This window comes from Mesorhizobium sp. Root695 (assembly GCF_001428185.1).
In the GTDB taxonomy this organism is placed as follows: Bacteria; Pseudomonadota; Alphaproteobacteria; order Rhizobiales; family Rhizobiaceae; genus Mesorhizobium.
In genome coordinates, this window is the sequence record NZ_LMHO01000006.1 from 120,780 (window position 1) to 136,403 (window position 15,624).

A 15,624-nucleotide genomic window follows, 5' to 3' on the forward strand; every position below is an offset into this window, starting at 1 on the left:
CCTCAAGCCGCTGCAGTACGGTCGGTGACGCCGACCAGCGTATGGCGGTCGAGCAGCGCGGCGAGGATTGCGGACCCCAGCGCGGACGTCGGGATGAACAGCCGGAGCTTCCAGGAGATGATTTCGGAGATCAGCCCCAGCGCCTTCAGCCGGGGAACAAAAGCGTCGGTAAAGCCGATCAGCTCGATACGGTGGTCGTTCATGACCCGACTGCGGCGCAGGATCAGGCCATCGGCGAGTTGCAGTCCGATCCTGCCTTCAACGAGCCCGGTCCAGGCATCTTGCGGGGCGAGCGCCGGTACATGATCGATACCCAGATTGCGCAACATGGTCGCCACAAGGGTCGGCGCGATGTGACGCCCGATGATGCGCTCGCCGGCATCGGTCTGGATCCGGTAAACCTGGCAATCATGATCCGGCAGCCGACGCCAGATTGGCAACAGCAGGCCCGTCACGATGTGAAAGGTGCTGGTGGTGAACTCCGGGACGGCAGTGACCTCTGCCTGCCACAGGTCGCAGAACAGATTCCGGTCGGCGGGCTGCCAGTGGGTCTCGGCAAGGGCGTCGAGCCCGAAGCGCTGTTCGTCCGTCGGCCGCAGCAGGCGCACTCGGTGTTCGATGGTTCCGTCGTCGAGCATCAGGCTCGCAGTGGGCAGCCGGATCGCCGCACGGTTGGAACGGGCGTTCACCAGCAGAACCGCTTGCGGCTCGGCCCGGACGATGGCCAGCGCGTCGACGAGGCTGAGCGGCCGAATTCGGTCCTTGCGCGCGACGGTCAGCACATGCGACTGCGCGCCCGAGACTGGGTGCGCGTAGACGGTGCGGCGATCGGTGACGACGATACTCTCCGCCGTGATCGTCTCCAGGCCTTTGTCATAGGAGCCGGCAGCGATCGCGCCCTCGACCTTCGCCGTCATCAGTTGCTCGAACACCTCGAACAGCAGGTTTTGGGTCTCGATGCGCAGCGCCAGCAGCCGGTTGAGCCAGGTCGTGATCGGCGGCAGTTCGTCGCGCAGCCCGCCCTCGTCGGTCGTCAAAGACAGCCCGGTCACGGTCTCGAAGGTTGTGAGCGAACAGCCCTCTATCTTGCCTTGGTGCAGCAGATGATAGAACTGCCTGAGCGCCGCGCGGGCATAGGGGCTTTCGAGATTGTCCTCGGCACGGAACAGCCCGGCACCACCGGTCTGGCGCTGGCAGCGCGTGATCGCACCTAGCGTGTCGAGCCGTCGTGCGATCGTCGACAGGAAGCGCTTGCCGGCTTTCACGTTCGCGGCCATGGGCCGGAACAGCGGCGGTTGCTTCTGATTTGTGCGGTGGGTCCGCCCGAGACCCTGGATGGCGTTGTCGGCGCGCCAGCCAGCCTCAAGCAGATAGTGCTTGCGCAGCCTCTGGTTCCTGACCCCGAGATCGGCATGATAGGAGCGGCCAGTGCCGCCGGCGTCGGAAAAAATCAGAACGCTCTTGTCGTCATCCATAAAACTCTGGGTCTCGGCGAGATTGGCCGAGCCAGGGCGGTTTTCCACGGCCAGCCTGTCGATGCCGTCGCGGCCGGTCTTCTTCACGATGCGGCGCGACCGGCCGGTCACCTCGGCGACGGTGTCGGTGCCAAAGTGGTGGATGATCTGGTCGAGCGCGCTGCCGACCGGCGGCAGCGATGCGAGTTTTTCGACCATCTCGTCGCGCCGGCGAACGGCCTCGCGGCATTGAACCGGATTGCCATCTTCGTCGTGGACAGGCCGCGAATAGACGTTCCCTTCCGCGTCCGAATATTCCTCGAACAATTGGGTTGGGAAGGAGTGCATCAAGTAGCCGCCGACGTACTCGCGCGGCGTGACGTCGACATGCAGGTCACACCATTCCTCGGTCGGGATTTCGGCAAGGCGTCGTTCCATCAGCGCCTCGCCGGTCGAGACGATCTGCACGACCGCCGAATGACCGTCGGCGCGGTCCTGCTCTATCGCGCCGATCAGGGTCGGCGTCATCATTGAGGTGATGAGATGGCTGAAGAAGCGCTGCTTGGTGCTCTCGAAGGCTGAACGCGCCGCCGATTTTGCGTCGCGGTTCAGCGTGCCGGCCTCGCTGGTGATGTTGGTCGCCTCGAGTGCGGCGGTCAGGTTGTTGTGAATGACCTGGAATGCATCGGCATAGGCGTTGTAGATGCGGATCTGTTCGTCGCTCAGCGCATGCTCGAGCAGGTCGTATTCAACCCCGTCATAAGAGAGCGAACGCGCCGTATAGAGACCGAGCGATTTGAGATCTCGGGCGAGCACTTCCATCGCCGCGACACCGCCATCCTCAATCGCGGCGACGAATTCGGCGCGGTTGGCGAAGGGAAAATCCTCGCTGCCCCAGATGCCGAGACGCTGCGCATAGGCGAGGTTCTCGACCCCCGTGGCTCCGGTTGCCGAGACATAGACGATGCGGGCATCGGGAAGGGCGTGCTGCAGCCGCAGTCCCGCCCTTCCCTGCTGCGACGGCGCTACGTCGCCACGCTCGCTTTTGCCGCCGGCGGCGTTGGCCATGGCGTGGGCCTCGTCGAAGACGATGACGCCATCGAACGATTTTTTCGCCCCCGACGGGCTTTCTCCAATTCCTGTCTGGCTTTCGGCCCTCCCTGCCGACTCTTCTGCGTTCCCTGTCGGGCCTTCGGCCCTCCCCGCCTCTTGGCCAACCCAGTCGAGGACCTGGGCTATTCGGGATTTCTTGCCTTCCCGTTCCTGCGAGCGCAGCGTCGCGTAGGTCGTGAACAGGATGCCCTCGGCAAGGCGGATCGGCGTGCCCTGCCGATAGCGCGACAGCGGCTGGACGAGAAGTTTTTCCTGGCCAAGTGCTGCCCAATCTCGCTGAGCGTCCTCGAGCAATTTGTCCGACTTGGAAATCCAGATCGCACGGCGGCGCCCCTGCAGCCAATTGTCGAGGATGATGCCTGCGACTTGCCGTCCCTTGCCGCAGCCGGTTCCATCGCCCAAAAACCATCCACGGCGGAAACGGACAGCGTTCGCAGCCCCTTCTGGCGCGGCCGAGACGGCATCGCAGGTCTCGTCAACCGTCCAGGTGCCGGCGAGATGGCCGCAATGGGCTTCGCCGGCATAGACGACGCTTTCGAGCTGGGCGTCCGACAGCAGGCCCTCGTCGATGATCGCATCAGGAAGAAGCGGCCGATAGGAAGGTTTTGGCGGCGCGACGGCGGCCATTGCGGCTGACTGCACGAGCGGCGTCGGATGCGGCTTTGCGCGGGGAATGTCGATCGACTGGAGCGCGTAGGGTTCGTAGATCGTGTCGGTGAGCCGGCCGCCGTCCTCCGGCATCCAGTCGCGCAGCTCATAGGCGAGGGGAACAGCCGGGGTGGTGCTCGCGATGATGGGGCGGGTGGGCTTTGCCCGGAGGACAACAGGGCGGACTGGCCGGATGACCTGCGGAACGGCGGCAACGGCCGCAACGGGTCCGGCTCTCGCCGCGGATCGGGCGGCCATCTGCATGGCGGCATTGCGCAGGATCCCGTTCGATAGGGTGCCGATCGAATCCGGAAAGCCACCCGGTGTCCGGGGCGGCAGATCCGTGATCCAGGCGAGCAGCGTTTCGACATCAGTGGCCTTGCTCGGCGACCGGACGAAGCTTTTCGGGTCCGCGGTCGGTACCTTGTCGATAACTGTCAGGCGCGTATCAGTGGTGGTGCCATGGCGGGCGTAGACACGGCCGTCGATCGCCGCGGTGAAGATGACGATGCCCTGCTGCTGCAGGCGTTCGAAGGCCGGCCGCCATTTGGGGTTTTCGGGAGACAGCCCGGTGCCGGTGATGGCTACCAGGCGCCCGCCGGCGCGCAGGCGGGCGAATGCGGAAAAGAGATGCCGCCATGCCGCGTCAGTGACGTGGCCGTCGACATAGGCGCCGACGCTGAACGGTGGATTCATCAGCACGACAGACGGCTTCATAGCCGCGTCGAGATGATCGTCGATATGGGCGGCGTCGTGCCGCGAGACGTAGAACCGTGGAAACAGCAAGCCGAGGAGATCGGCCCGCGTCGCGGCAAGCTCGTTAAGCGCGATCGAGGCGCGCGTCATCTCGGCGTGGATGGCGAGCAGACCGGTGCCGGCGGAGGGTTCGAGAACGAGGTCGCAAGATGCGATCGCCGCAGCGTGCGCCGTGACGAAGGCGAGCGGCAAGGGCGTCGACAGCTGCTGCATGGCCTTGCTCTCGTTGGACCGTCGCGTATGGGTGGGAAGAAGATCCGCGATGCGCTTGATCATCGCCAGCGTTGCCTGAGACGTGCTCGACCGCGACAGGATCGCCGGGCCGAACCGGCGCAAGAACAGCACCTGGGCGACTTCGAGCGCCTCATAGGCGTCCTTCCAGACCCAGAACCCCTGAGCATCGCTGCCGCCAAAACTGGTCGTCATGGCGGTGCGCAGTGCGGCGGTGGTGACAGGCTTGCCCTGCTCGAGGAAAGGCAGAAGCCGCATTGCCGCCTGATGGATCGCTTGGGCGGTGTCGATGGCGTCTTGTGCCGGTGCGGCGAGGGAAGCAGCCGTGCGGGCAATGGTCGAGGTGGTCGAAACAATGTTCATGGAAATGTCCTTGGCGAGAGGGGAGTGGCGCCCGCGCCGACACTCTCTGCGCGCCAGCCGGGCCACGCTCCTCCCGGCTCCCCTCTGCCTCTGGCGCCGATGCACCAAAGGGGTTGCGCTCTTTGCAAACCCATGACTTGAATGCGCGCACAGGGATGCGGCGGCGACCTGGAGCTGTGGAGGGGATGCGACGGTTCAAAATTGGCAGTGCGGTCTATGAGGAGGGAGCGCCCGACCTGCAGTCGGCGCTGGCGAACGCCTATGCCCGCAGCGAGCGCCCGCTGTGCCTGTGCAGCGAGCCGGGCTGCCAGATGTACATCGCCCGCATCGGTGACCTTCATCTGATCAAGCGCATGCCGCTGAGCGGCGGCGGGCATGATCCGTCCTGCGATTCATATGAATCGCCTTACGAACTGTCCGGCCTGGGCGCCTTGATGGGGAGCGCGGTACAACTCGATCCGCAAAGCGGGATGGCCGCCCTCAAGTTGGACTTCAGCCTGTCGAAGACGGGGAGCCGTGCGGCATCGGTGCCTGCGGGGCAAAGTTCCGCCAGCGTAACGGCCGATCCCAGGAGGCTGTCGCTACGTGGCCTGCTTCACTATCTCTGGCACGAGGCTGAACTGACGGTCTGGACATCGAGGTGGGCCGGCAAGCGGCATTGGTGGAATGTCCGTTGGCATCTGCTCGAGGCTGCCGGGCAAATGACAGTGAGGGGCGGACCTCTCGCGGATATCCTGTTCGTGCCCGAGCCATTTCGCGCCGAGCACAGGCAAGCCATCGAACAGCGTCGCAACGCGGTTCTCGGCACGGCGCTCCCGCCGAAATCAGGTCCCCGAAAGTTGCTCGTCCTGGTGGGCGAGATGAAGGAGATGGTTCCCGCCCGTTCCGGTCAGAAACTCGTCATCAGGCATTTGCCCGGTTTTGCCTTCATCATCGACGATGCATTGCATCGCCGCTTGCAGGCGCGTTTTGAAAAAGAATTGTCCCTGTGGGCAGCGGATTCCAGCTCGCATCTCATGACGATCGCGACGTTCGGACTGAACCCGGCCGGCCTCGCCATTGTCGAGGAGATTGCGTTGATGGTGGTCTCCGAGAACTGGATTCCCTACGAGACGGTCCCGGAGAAAAGGCTCGTCGATGGGCTCGCCCGCCTTCGCGAGAAGAGCGTGAAGGGATTGCGCTTTGATCTGCACCCCGACCAGCCGATCGCCAATGCGTTGCTTCAGAACAGGGACGAGCCGATAGCGCTCTTTGTCGTTCCGGCCGGAGCGGACGAAAACTACGAAGCGTCGCTCGACGAAATGATCGCCGCGCGACCGGAGATCGGCTCCTGGGTGTGGCGGGTCGGCGAAGGCGATATGCCGCCGCTACCCCTTTGAGCGTCGGGCGGAATTTCCAACGCGCCTCAGTATGCCTTAGGCTAGGCCCAGCTTCTTCTTGAGCTCGGCATTTTCCTTGCGCAGACGGTCGGCAAGCAGGTTCTTCAGACGTTTGTTTTCTTCTTCGAGCGCGACAAGATCGCGAAGATCGCCGCTGTCAGAGGAAGGTGCGGCAGCCCTCTTCCAATAATAGTAGGTCTGCTCCGATATGCCGGCCTGGCCGACCGCAATCTTGCTGGTCGCGCCGGCAGCGATCGATTTCTCGATCTGGGCAAGCTTCTGGGTGCGTTCATTCTCGGAATATGTCTTGCGGGCGGTCTTAGCTACCACGGGAGCTTCCGCGGCTTGGGGCGCAGGTTTCGCTCCGTTCTTGCGGACCGGCTTTACGAGCTCTGCCTTCGCTTTCTTTGCTCGCGGAACTTTCTTCTTGGATTCAGGCACTTCCACTTTGGCTGGGGCAACTGTCGTCTGAACAGTCTGAGCGTCCTGAATATCGGCCATCATATACTCCGCTTGTGGTTTATCTCCTTCTTCAGCATCAAGGGGTCTTATACTGAAGTCAATGACCTGGGAATTTGGCAGCTGAGCAGCATAGTCCGGCTGTGTCATCTCAGTGGCAATTTTGGACAGGTCAAGATCGCCCCAGATCGAATGGCTTGGCTTTTGCAGGTCGCGCTTCTGTTTCATTTCCACGATGAATGGCCGGATCTGGCGCTTCATAGTCTCTTCCTTGATGTGAGCATGACTTGCAATCCAAGTCGCTGCCCGGGTTAGCGGGTACCCGATGTATCTTATCGCTTTCGCCGTGCTTTATCGGAGAAACCCCGCAACGAGCAAGCGGTGTGTCATGGGCCTAGGGCAATCGGCTCAATCAACGGGGGCAAACATGCCTACCGAGAGAGAGCTGCCCCATACACGCGATGCTCAGGCGTCTAGCCGGCGGAGTGCGATGACTGTGCACAATCCGGCTGGACCGATTGCAATCCTTATATTCTTGGGAACTAATCCTCTCATGGCGGCGGAAGAGCTGGACGCGCTTGTTTTCGGGATGGCGGTCGACAGCGTTCGTGCGCTTTCTGTTCCTTTCGCGGAAAAAGTCGCGGAAGTCGCCCACAGAAGCCAGGGCGTGCTGCTTTTCAATTTGCGCATCGATGGCGACATGGAACTTCAGCGCGTCGCCGCTATCCGGTATCCAAGCAATCAGACAGGCGTTCTGGTGCTTGATAAGCAAGGCTTGTTGACCAGCCATTGCATGGTCAATGGTACTTTCTCCAGCTTTATCGCTCCGTTGGAGGACTGGAACACGCTGCCGCTCGCAACGCAGGCCAGGACGAGTATCGCCGGCCCGGCCAGCCTGTTCATCGGCGCTTTACGCAATGCCGGATACCTCCCGCGTGGCGGGCACTGAGCAGACGTTTTTCTGAGGGCGGACGCTTATTTCCTCGGGGCAGTTGGCCATACGGTCTCGAAGGTCTCAACAGCTGAGGATGGACGCGGGTGCATACATTGAGCGAAAGTCGGTCACCGTGATGGAGAGGTTTCGCCGTCGAGGCGCGGTTCTCATAGATATCCATCGTCGCCTTCCTTCGTCAGCTCCGACGCAATCGCACTTTGGACAGGAACTCGACGATCTCGAGATCCGACAGATCATCGAGGCAGCATCATGCCTCCCGGCGTTAACGAGAATCGTGCGTTTGCGTTGATGTCCGGCCCACCCGGTCTCGGGGTCTGCGTTGCGGGCGGTCCCCCTGAGCTCGACAGGGATTATGTTCCAGATCGCCTCGAGCTTTTCCGCGCGGGTCATGCTGTCGCTCGCGCGGGTCTCGTGGGCGATGATGGCGGCGCGCATCTTGTCTGGCGACTGCAGATCCGTGAGATCGCAGAAGCCATGAAACCAGCGCTCGCGGCCCCAGATCCGGATCGCGAAGAATACGCTGGTGACGTTGCCGGCCTTATACTCAGACATTCCGAACATGCCGGTGCGCATGAAGAGCGGCGGCAGCAAATCGAGCATGAAGTGATATTCTGACGCGTTGATCTCGAACCACTCGGCTGAATAGGGAGTGCCGGAAAGCGGATCGATGCTGGGAGCGTCTTTGTGACGGCTGAACAGCTGGAACATCTGCTCGCGGGTGGCGAGGCCGTCGAGCACCTTCCTGAAGGGTGGATGTGCGGTCATAAGGTTCTCCTGAAGGCAGGTCGGCCATGCGCGGCATCACCGCGCCATGGCAACTGCTTGCTGTGTTGTGGCTGGGACGGGCCGAGCCCGCGGCCGGCGCGTGCATCGGCGATGATGGGGTTTGCAGGGGTTCAGGCGGCGCATCGTTCGGAGGAACGCGAAGCGTCTCGACCAACCCCGGTTATGGCACGGACGGCGGCGGCGAGCGCCGGGATATCGTCAAGCATGCCGGGTGCAACGAAGTGGTTGGCCCCGCCGGTGTAGTCCTTACGGCCTTTGCAGGTGCGGATCAGGATACCGTGACCTGAGGACGAACCGAACTGGCCGACCTGGATGTAGGCGTGGTCATGGTGCAGGGTAATTTCACCGCAAACGGCGATACCCGCTTTGTTTGAGCGCAGGTCATAGCTGTCCGATGACAGGTTTAGTTCAGCGGCAAGTTTCTTCAGTCGTGAACGGGCTGTGGTGTGGAAACCTTCTGCTGCTCGTCGTAGGAGCAGCTTCTGTTCCAGTCGAACATGTCGATCTCCATGAAACGCAAGCGCCCGGGGTCGCGATGGCGATCCCGGGCTCGAGAGTGAGTTGGAACTGGATTGGGCCCGGCGGGAGTGCCGGGCCCTGGTGCGAGCGTGAGGCCGACTATTCGGCGGCCTGCAGGTGGTCCGTTTCGTCGCCGTCGATGGTCACCGGCTCATCGGAGGGCGGACCCGCATCGTCGGCGAGGAAGGACGGCAGCTCGGCGGCATCGCCGTCGAGAGCCGCCTTATCCGACAAGTCGCCGGCGACCGCGTCGCCAGCATCGGCAACCACTTCATCGACCTCCAGGCGCAGCGGCTCGGGCAGCCAGTTCGATCCTTCGAGAAGACGGGCGGCTTCACGGGCCATGATGTCCTTCTTCATGTGGTCGATCAGCTGCGCGGAGTCCGCGCCACGCGCTTCACGGACAGCCTGTAGAATCCGCGCCTTGGTCAGTCGCCCGAGGAATTCGACCATAGGCGTCCAGCCGGCGTCGACCATGTCGAACTGGAGCGAGCGGCCAAGCACGTCTGCATGAACGAGCGCCTTCGGTCGCCTGTTCCAGGGTTCGACCACCGCATTGAGTGTCAGCGAGACGCAGTGCGCGAACAGCGCCTTGCGGCTTGCTTCGTCGAGGCCGAGAAGGAAGTCCCACAGGCCTTCCGCCTCATCGGGCAAATCGCGGTCCCAGGCTTCGTGCCGCTCGGCGATCTGCTTGGCCCAGGATGTCTCGGCAAGACCGTCGACCTGGCTGAAGCTGCCGCTCTTCAGGCTGATCTCCAGGCACGTGTCCGGCGCGAAACGATAGAAGATCTGCAGGACGAAGGCATGGAGTGCGGCGACGAAGGCAATATCGACGTCACCGGCGAGTGCGTTGCGCAATGCCAGCGTCCGCTGCGCGGTCAGGTCGAAGACGAGCCTATCGGGCAGTGGCTTAATGCCAGCGTCCTCGCCATCGTCACCGGACGTCTCGTTCACCGGCTTGCCGTTGACGACAACACCATCGCCATGGTCATCGCCATTAGATCCGGTTCCACCGTCGGCACCCCCTTCCTCGCCCTCGTCGACGTCGCCGGTCTCGGTCCGCGGCTCGTCCTCGGCCCGCACGAAACCGGCTTCGGCCTGGAGCTTGCCGTTCGCGGCAAGCGTGACGAACACACCGGCAATGGCCTTCTGGGCGGGATCGTAGCTTTGAGGACGATCATCGATCGCGTCGAGTTCGGCACCCAGTTGGTCGAGCTTCGCCTCGATTGCTTCGTCGGCATCCTCGGCCTGAGCATAGTCCGCATCCAGCTTGTCGTATTCGGCCTTCAGCGCGTCGTAGCGTTTGATCTCTTCGGCGCTGAGCTCCTGCGCCTCGGCGTAGATGCGCCGCATGCCGGAGGTGTGGCCATAGGGAAAGCTGATTGCCGCCTCAACCCATTTCCAGCCTTCGGCCCGGATCGCCTCGGCATCCACCTTCAGCCTGTCGAAGACAAGCTGCTCGAGGAGCGCCGCATCCTGGTACCAACCGCCGGCATCCTGCTCGAAGAGGTCGCGCAGGATCACGCCGCCAGCTGCTTCATAGGCTTCGGCGCCGACATAGACCGCCCGGCGATCGTCGGCTCGGACCGTCGTCTCGGTCAACAGGCGCCTGATGTAATAGGGTTCCTGCGTGTGCGAGCTGGAAATCCGCTCCCAGACCTGCTCCTGTCGCGCGTGATCGTCCGAGATCGAAAACGCCATGATCTGTTCGAGCCGGATTTCGTCCTTCTCGTAGAGATCGAGAAGTTTTGGCGACACCGATGCCAGCCGCAAGCGCTGCCTCACCGTCGCCGGCGATACGAAGAAGCGGGCGCCGATCTCGTCCGGATCGAGGCCCTGATCCCTGAGCGTCTTGAAGGCCCGGAACTGATCGAGCGGATGGAGGTCGGCGCGCCGCAGGTTTTCGGCAAGCGAATCCTCCTCGGCCGAGGTCTCCTGCCCGCGGTTGACGATGCAGGGGATTGGCTCGTTATTCGCCAGGCGCTTTTGCTTAATAAGGATGCCAAGCGCGAGATAACGCCGGCCGCCGGCGGGCACTTCGAACGTGCCGGTCTCCTCGCCCTCGCCGTCGAGCACGGGACGGACGTTCAGGCTCTGGATCAGCTTTCGCCGTCCGATGTCTTTGGCCAGCTGCTCGATCGACACGCCGTCCTTGATGCCTCGGACATTTTTCTGCGATAGCATCAGCTTGTCATAGGGAATGTTCTCTGCGGCGTTCATCGCGATCTTCTGAATGGCGTTCTTTGCCATGGTCAGGTTCTCCATGACGGGCGGCCCGGGGCCTCTCCCCGAACCTCCAAGCCCGTCAGAAGCCCTCCCCTCCCCCCTCTGCCTCCAGGCCTCACGCCGATCCGGCCCCGGCTCGCGGATCTCGACGCGGCCGAGCCGCCCGAGGGGCCTCCAGCATATTGGCGTCACCGGGTTCTCCCACGAAAAGAGCGCCGTCCTCTGCTTCGGAGGACAGCGCTGGGATTGATGGGGACGGCCCGGAGGCGAAGCCGGCAACGGAAGTGTTCGTTGCCGGCCTCCGCGGGATCAGGCGGCGAAATCGAGAAGCTTCTTGGCTTTGCCCTCCATGTCCAGGCGGACATCCTGATGCGGCTTGTCGCGCGCGACCCGCGTGATGCCCTGCACGAAATCAAAGATCGATTCCGGCGGTCTGCCTTCCTCCATGAGAACAGTATCGATGATCTTCGTGGTCTCGGACTTGGAGAAGCCCCGCTTGCGCAGGAAGCCCTGGCGATCTTCGTCGTCCCTGGCAACGATCCGTTGCCGCGCCGACTTGATGCCGTTGACGAACGGCATGGGCGAGGAATCGGCAAACTGGATCAGGGCCGGCTCGGCTTCAAGGGCGAACCGGGAGGCCGCGTATTTTGAATGGCGGATGGTGATTTCCTCGAAATCTTCCACCCCCCACAGATTGCGATTCTGACAAACCGCGCGCAGATAGAAGCTGGCGATCCCGAGGGTGCGGGCTCCGACTTCGGAATTCCAGCAATAAAAGCCGCGGAAATAGAGATCCGGTTCCCCATTCGGCAGCCGCCCGGCCTCGATCGGGTTCAGATCGTCGACGAGGAACACAAAGACATCGCGATCTGACGCATAGAGCGTCGTGGTGTCGCGGGAGATGTCGACGTGCGGATTGTAGATACAGGTCGACCAGTCGAGCACACCAGGCACCTTCCAGCGGGTATCGCCGGTACCGTTGCCGGCGATCTTCTGCACGGCGTCCACCAGCTCTGAGTCAAATATTCTGCCGTAGTCAGGGCCTGTTACCGCCCGCAACTCGAGGCGTCCGTTCTCGATCTCCAGCGTCTTAACCTGCTCGGCGCGATGGTTGAGGAGACCATGCTGTAGGTTGATCGCCGCGAGCGGAGCCGGAAGCTGGCGCAGATAGGTGGCCGGTGCGCCGACCAGGCTGGCGAGTTGGCCAAAACTCCAATGCGTGGGAGCAACTGGGGCCGACGCATCGGGCAACATTAGCCTCAGGCGCTCCGGGTCGTCGCGGCTGGCCTCGACGCGGATCAGCTCACTTTCGACGATGCGGGTCTTGCTGCGCTCCGACCGTCTTTTCACCGAATTCCGCAGGTCGGTGAGTGACAGGTGTCGATCGTCCGCCGGCCGGTTGAACCATTCAGACGACACGCGGCCGATGCGCTGGCCGCGGCTGACGTCGACCTTGTAACCGGCACGCTCGTTGCGCTTGGGTGTGTGAATTTCCATCTGGGTCATGGGCGTTGCTCCTGGGCGGGCGCCGGAAGACTCTCTCCCGGACCTTTACCCGCCACCGCACCCCGCCCGCCCTCTTCCTCTCCCGGCACCGCGGGGCCTCAGAAGCGTCGCCATTGCGGCAGCAGCCTCTTCAAGGCTTGCAACCAGGAAGGAAGGCGCGGCCTTCAGGAAAGCCCGAGCCTGGGACCAAGCGCCGCTTCACCTTCCGGACGCTACAGAATTCCGCTGTGCTTCCTTGCGCGAGAAGACCGAGGCGCTTCCGGATTGAGGTAGCTGCCTGCTGAAATTGGACAGGCAACTTCTCTCGAGATTGAGCAACTGCAGTTTCTCTTCTGTGCCCAGCCAATACCTGTATAAATTGACCCAACGTCATGATACGCGAAGACCGTGTCACGGTCGGAATTGAGAGTGCAATTGCATGTCGAGCAGGTTCGTCCGGCCCGTGGTGGTCCAATTTGGCCGGCATGACCGTGAGCGCGTCATATTCGATGTGAACGACGCAGCGACGATCCTGCTGCGGAGTCTCCCTCATCAGACGAACAAGCGAAAACTGGCTATGGATGCATGTCTTCAGGTTCTGCGTGGTGAAGCACAGCCGCCGGTAGCTAGACGGGCCTTCGTTGTAGCGGCGTTAGAAGCGAAAATCCTACGCAGCGACTGAGGCCGAAGCGGAACATCGCGCCTCTCGACAACGGGCAGGTAGACCGGCAATATCTACCTCGATCGGAGATGGCATATGCGAAATTTGCCGAGCGACATCGATGCTGACGTTGTGATCGAAGTCAGTCGGCTTATCGATGATGCCGAGGATCTCTTGCCTTTGCCGGTGCACGAACTGGTCAAGCGGATTCGTACGATACTGCAGACCCGCCTTTCCGACCAAGCTATCGAAGAACTGGTGGTCGAGATGGCATCGACACGCGGGTTGCCCATGGTCTTCGACAATCCTGCAGAATAGTCAATTCTTCCACATCTCTTGTGAAAATATCGGCAAAAGCAGGCGGCGAATTGCCATTGTCCTTCGAATGACCGGAGAGAATGGCAGGCCGAGAAACGGCCTTAGGTCAGTCTTCGCCAGCCGGGCTGGCGAATATAAGCCATCGGCTTAACCGCTCTGACCATGGTTCTCAATTCACCGATGAAGTGGCAACGCGATACTGCCCAATTCTGGCTGCGAGATCGCGCAATCACCGCCGGGCCTCGTCACCTCAGTTTACCCGTTTCTCGCGCGCAAGAAAAAGGCCGGACCAAGGTCCGGCCAGGTATGAAGGTTAAAACCTCCAGAGGGGAACGCGCCGGACGAATGGGAGGAAACATCCGACGCACCGCGCATATGGGTCAGCAAAGGTGACACTTCAACAACATGCCGGTAGGCCACCAGACCTGTCCTCTTGGTGCACTGAAGCTTGCGTGCTTGATGCGATTGCCAATTTGAGTGCCTGGTTCAGCCAGCCTTGCTCAGGTTGCCGGCAGACGATTTACCCGTCCGCCGATCCTGTTCTATCTCGTAGTTGACCTTCTGGCCGTCAGCAAGCGTCGATAGGCCAGCGCGCTCGACAGCAGAAATATGGACAAACACGTCCTGTCCACCACCGTCGGGTTGAATGAAGCCAAAGCCCTTGGTCGCGTTGAACCACTTTACCGTTCCAGTCGCCATAAAGGTGTTTCCTTGCCGTAAGTGTCTACCTGTCCGCTGGCCGACCGCACTGGCCGCAGCTGTTTCAGATACATGCAGCAAATGGCCCTCATAGCAAGTCTTTGGGCCTGTTTGACGACCTTTTGGCGCCAAGCGGTGGGGGCGCTAACGCCACCTCGATAATTGAGCAGTGCCAGCATCGTATGCTTGGAAACAAGACTCTCGGATACTGCCCCACCCTTGTGCCTTGTCGGTCAGACGCGCGGACAACCACCAAGACTGCTGCTGGTCGACGAAACCAACGACCCAAAAGGCCGCATTGGCTTTGAGCTGGGCGCAAAGCGACAAGCTGCGGGATCGGCGATCGTCATCCCGTCATCTTCGCCATCGCGCCGTTCGCCTTGAGCGCCGCCATCAGCATCGGCCCGACAGAGAACTGCCCTGACGTCGCCTTTTCGGTCAGTACCCGCAAATAGCCGCCGGCCGAGTTGATGTGCTGCGCCCTTTGCAGAATGCAGGCAATCACGATCGCCGCGATCTCTTGGCCCATCACATGGCACGCCTCCTCATACGCAGACGGCGAAACGCCCAGATATCCCCGCACCTGGGCGGCCGTTATCATGAGATCGCGCCAATTGCCGATCCCGTCGACGGCATAATCCGCAATTTCGGGGCAAGCCTTCAGCACCATCCCTAGTGGGTATGTTTTCGGCGCCTCTGCGGACCTCGTACTGGGCGCGGCCGTCGCCCCGCTTTTCTCTAAAGCAGGTTCAAATTCAAAAATAGAGTCGGTATTTGAATCAGATTGCTGCCGCTCGTTTTGAGAGTCATTGCCGCTCGAATACGTGGATTTCATATGGATTTCCAGCAGCTTATCCACATCATCACGCAAGGCGGCCATCTCGGCAACGATAGGCTCGAGCTCGGCAATGCAAGCTCGGCGCGGAATTGCCTCCACAACGCCGCGGAAACGCTTCCACAGGCCTCCCCAGTCGCCCGGGACATCTTCGTCAAGGGCCGCCTCTATCAGCTTGTGGATGTCACGGCGGTGCAAGGTGATCCGCTCGCGCATAAGCCTGAGCGCCCGGTTGTCGGCACGAACACGCTCGGCAGCCGCCTCGATCTCGTAAGCACGGGCCAGCAGCGGCGCCAGGGAGAAGCCGAATGCTTCCTCGATCTCCCCTCCCCGGCCCTTGCGGGCGTAACGCTTGCCGTTCGGGCTATCCCGACGGATGATCAGCCCGCAGTCAACAAGAGCCGCCAGGTGGCGCCTGACTGTGGGCTCGGGCATTCCGTGCGCCCTGAGCGACAGCTGTGCGTTCGAGGGAAAGACGATGAGGTCGTTTTCCTCACTCAATTCGCTGTCAGGATAGAATGATAGCAACGCATTCAAGACGGCCAGCGCACGATCGCCGATGCCGACGATGCTCTTGCCCTCGCAGAGGTTGCGGTAGATCTGCCATTTGTCGACGACCCTGCCCTTGGGGATTTCACGTGAATCGTTTTGCGCTGCCAGCATGGCAAGCGACATCGGCCGCCGCCCAAAGGGCGTCGTTGCAATACCCGTCTCCATTTTCTTTCACCTTCGATTAG

Annotated in this window: 12 protein-coding genes; 5 read left to right on the plus strand and 7 right to left on the minus strand. The window is 61.9% G+C overall.

What is annotated here, in order from left to right; genetic code table 11:
- Positions 1–2: 2 nt before the first annotated feature.
- Positions 3–4,565: a strawberry notch family protein gene (locus ASD99_RS08330; RefSeq protein ID WP_057143283.1), complete on the minus strand. Its 4,563-nt coding sequence runs from the start codon at positions 4,563–4,565 to the stop codon at positions 3–5.
- Positions 4,566–4,750: 185 nt separating this feature from the next.
- Here ASD99_RS08330 and ASD99_RS08335 point away from each other — a divergent pair, with 185 nt between their 5' ends.
- A complete protein-coding gene (locus ASD99_RS08335) occupies positions 4,751–5,944 on the plus strand; it encodes a DUF1173 domain-containing protein (RefSeq protein WP_057143284.1) in 1,194 nt (397 codons plus the stop codon).
- Positions 5,945–5,980: 36 nt separating this feature from the next.
- On the opposite strand, the gene ASD99_RS08340 is transcribed toward ASD99_RS08335, so the two are convergent.
- Positions 5,981–6,664 carry a transposase gene (locus ASD99_RS08340; protein ID WP_244497661.1) on the minus strand — a complete coding sequence of 228 codons (684 nt, stop codon included), beginning with the start codon at positions 6,662–6,664 and terminating at the stop codon, positions 5,981–5,983.
- Positions 6,665–6,956: 292 nt separating this feature from the next.
- Between ASD99_RS08340 and ASD99_RS08345 the strand changes: the two genes are divergently transcribed.
- Complete coding sequence (locus ASD99_RS08345; RefSeq protein WP_057143285.1) at positions 6,957–7,352, plus strand: hypothetical protein; 396 nt, start codon at positions 6,957–6,959, stop codon at positions 7,350–7,352.
- 66 nt (positions 7,353–7,418) lie between these two features.
- Here the strand turns inward: ASD99_RS08345 and ASD99_RS08350 are convergent, their stop codons facing one another.
- On the minus strand, positions 7,419–8,123 hold the full coding sequence (locus tag ASD99_RS08350; RefSeq protein ID WP_244497662.1) for a DUF1419 domain-containing protein: 705 nt from the start codon (positions 8,121–8,123) through the stop codon (positions 7,419–7,421).
- A 26-nt stretch (positions 8,124–8,149) separates the two neighbouring features.
- Here ASD99_RS08350 and ASD99_RS33170 point away from each other — a divergent pair, with 26 nt between their 5' ends.
- A complete protein-coding gene (locus tag ASD99_RS33170; protein ID WP_057143286.1) occupies positions 8,150–8,431 on the plus strand; it encodes a hypothetical protein in 282 nt (93 codons plus the stop codon).
- A 331-nt stretch (positions 8,432–8,762) separates the two neighbouring features.
- On the opposite strand, the gene ASD99_RS08360 is transcribed toward ASD99_RS33170, so the two are convergent.
- Positions 8,763–10,913 carry a ParB/RepB/Spo0J family partition protein gene (locus ASD99_RS08360; RefSeq protein WP_057143340.1) on the minus strand — a complete coding sequence of 717 codons (2,151 nt, stop codon included), beginning with the start codon at positions 10,911–10,913 and terminating at the stop codon, positions 8,763–8,765.
- A 285-nt stretch (positions 10,914–11,198) separates the two neighbouring features.
- On the minus strand, positions 11,199–12,395 hold the full coding sequence (locus ASD99_RS08365; RefSeq protein ID WP_057143287.1) for a hypothetical protein: 1,197 nt from the start codon (positions 12,393–12,395) through the stop codon (positions 11,199–11,201).
- A 418-nt stretch (positions 12,396–12,813) separates the two neighbouring features.
- Between ASD99_RS08365 and ASD99_RS08370 the strand changes: the two genes are divergently transcribed.
- Together ASD99_RS08370 and ASD99_RS08375 are read left to right on the plus strand one after the other, a co-directional pair.
- On the plus strand, positions 12,814–13,056 hold the full coding sequence (locus ASD99_RS08370; protein WP_057143288.1) for a DUF982 domain-containing protein: 243 nt from the start codon (positions 12,814–12,816) through the stop codon (positions 13,054–13,056).
- A 75-nt stretch (positions 13,057–13,131) separates the two neighbouring features.
- A complete protein-coding gene (locus ASD99_RS08375) occupies positions 13,132–13,353 on the plus strand; it encodes a hypothetical protein (protein WP_057143289.1) in 222 nt (73 codons plus the stop codon).
- A 486-nt stretch (positions 13,354–13,839) separates the two neighbouring features.
- On the opposite strand, the gene ASD99_RS08380 is transcribed toward ASD99_RS08375, so the two are convergent.
- Complete coding sequence (locus ASD99_RS08380; protein WP_057143290.1) at positions 13,840–14,052, minus strand: cold-shock protein; 213 nt, start codon at positions 14,050–14,052, stop codon at positions 13,840–13,842.
- A 346-nt stretch (positions 14,053–14,398) separates the two neighbouring features.
- The gene (gene repC / locus ASD99_RS08385) at positions 14,399–15,604 is read right to left on the minus strand and encodes a plasmid replication protein RepC (RefSeq protein WP_057143291.1); all 1,206 of its coding nucleotides are present in this window, start codon (positions 15,602–15,604) and stop codon (positions 14,399–14,401) included.
- Positions 15,605–15,624: the final 20 nt, after the last annotated feature.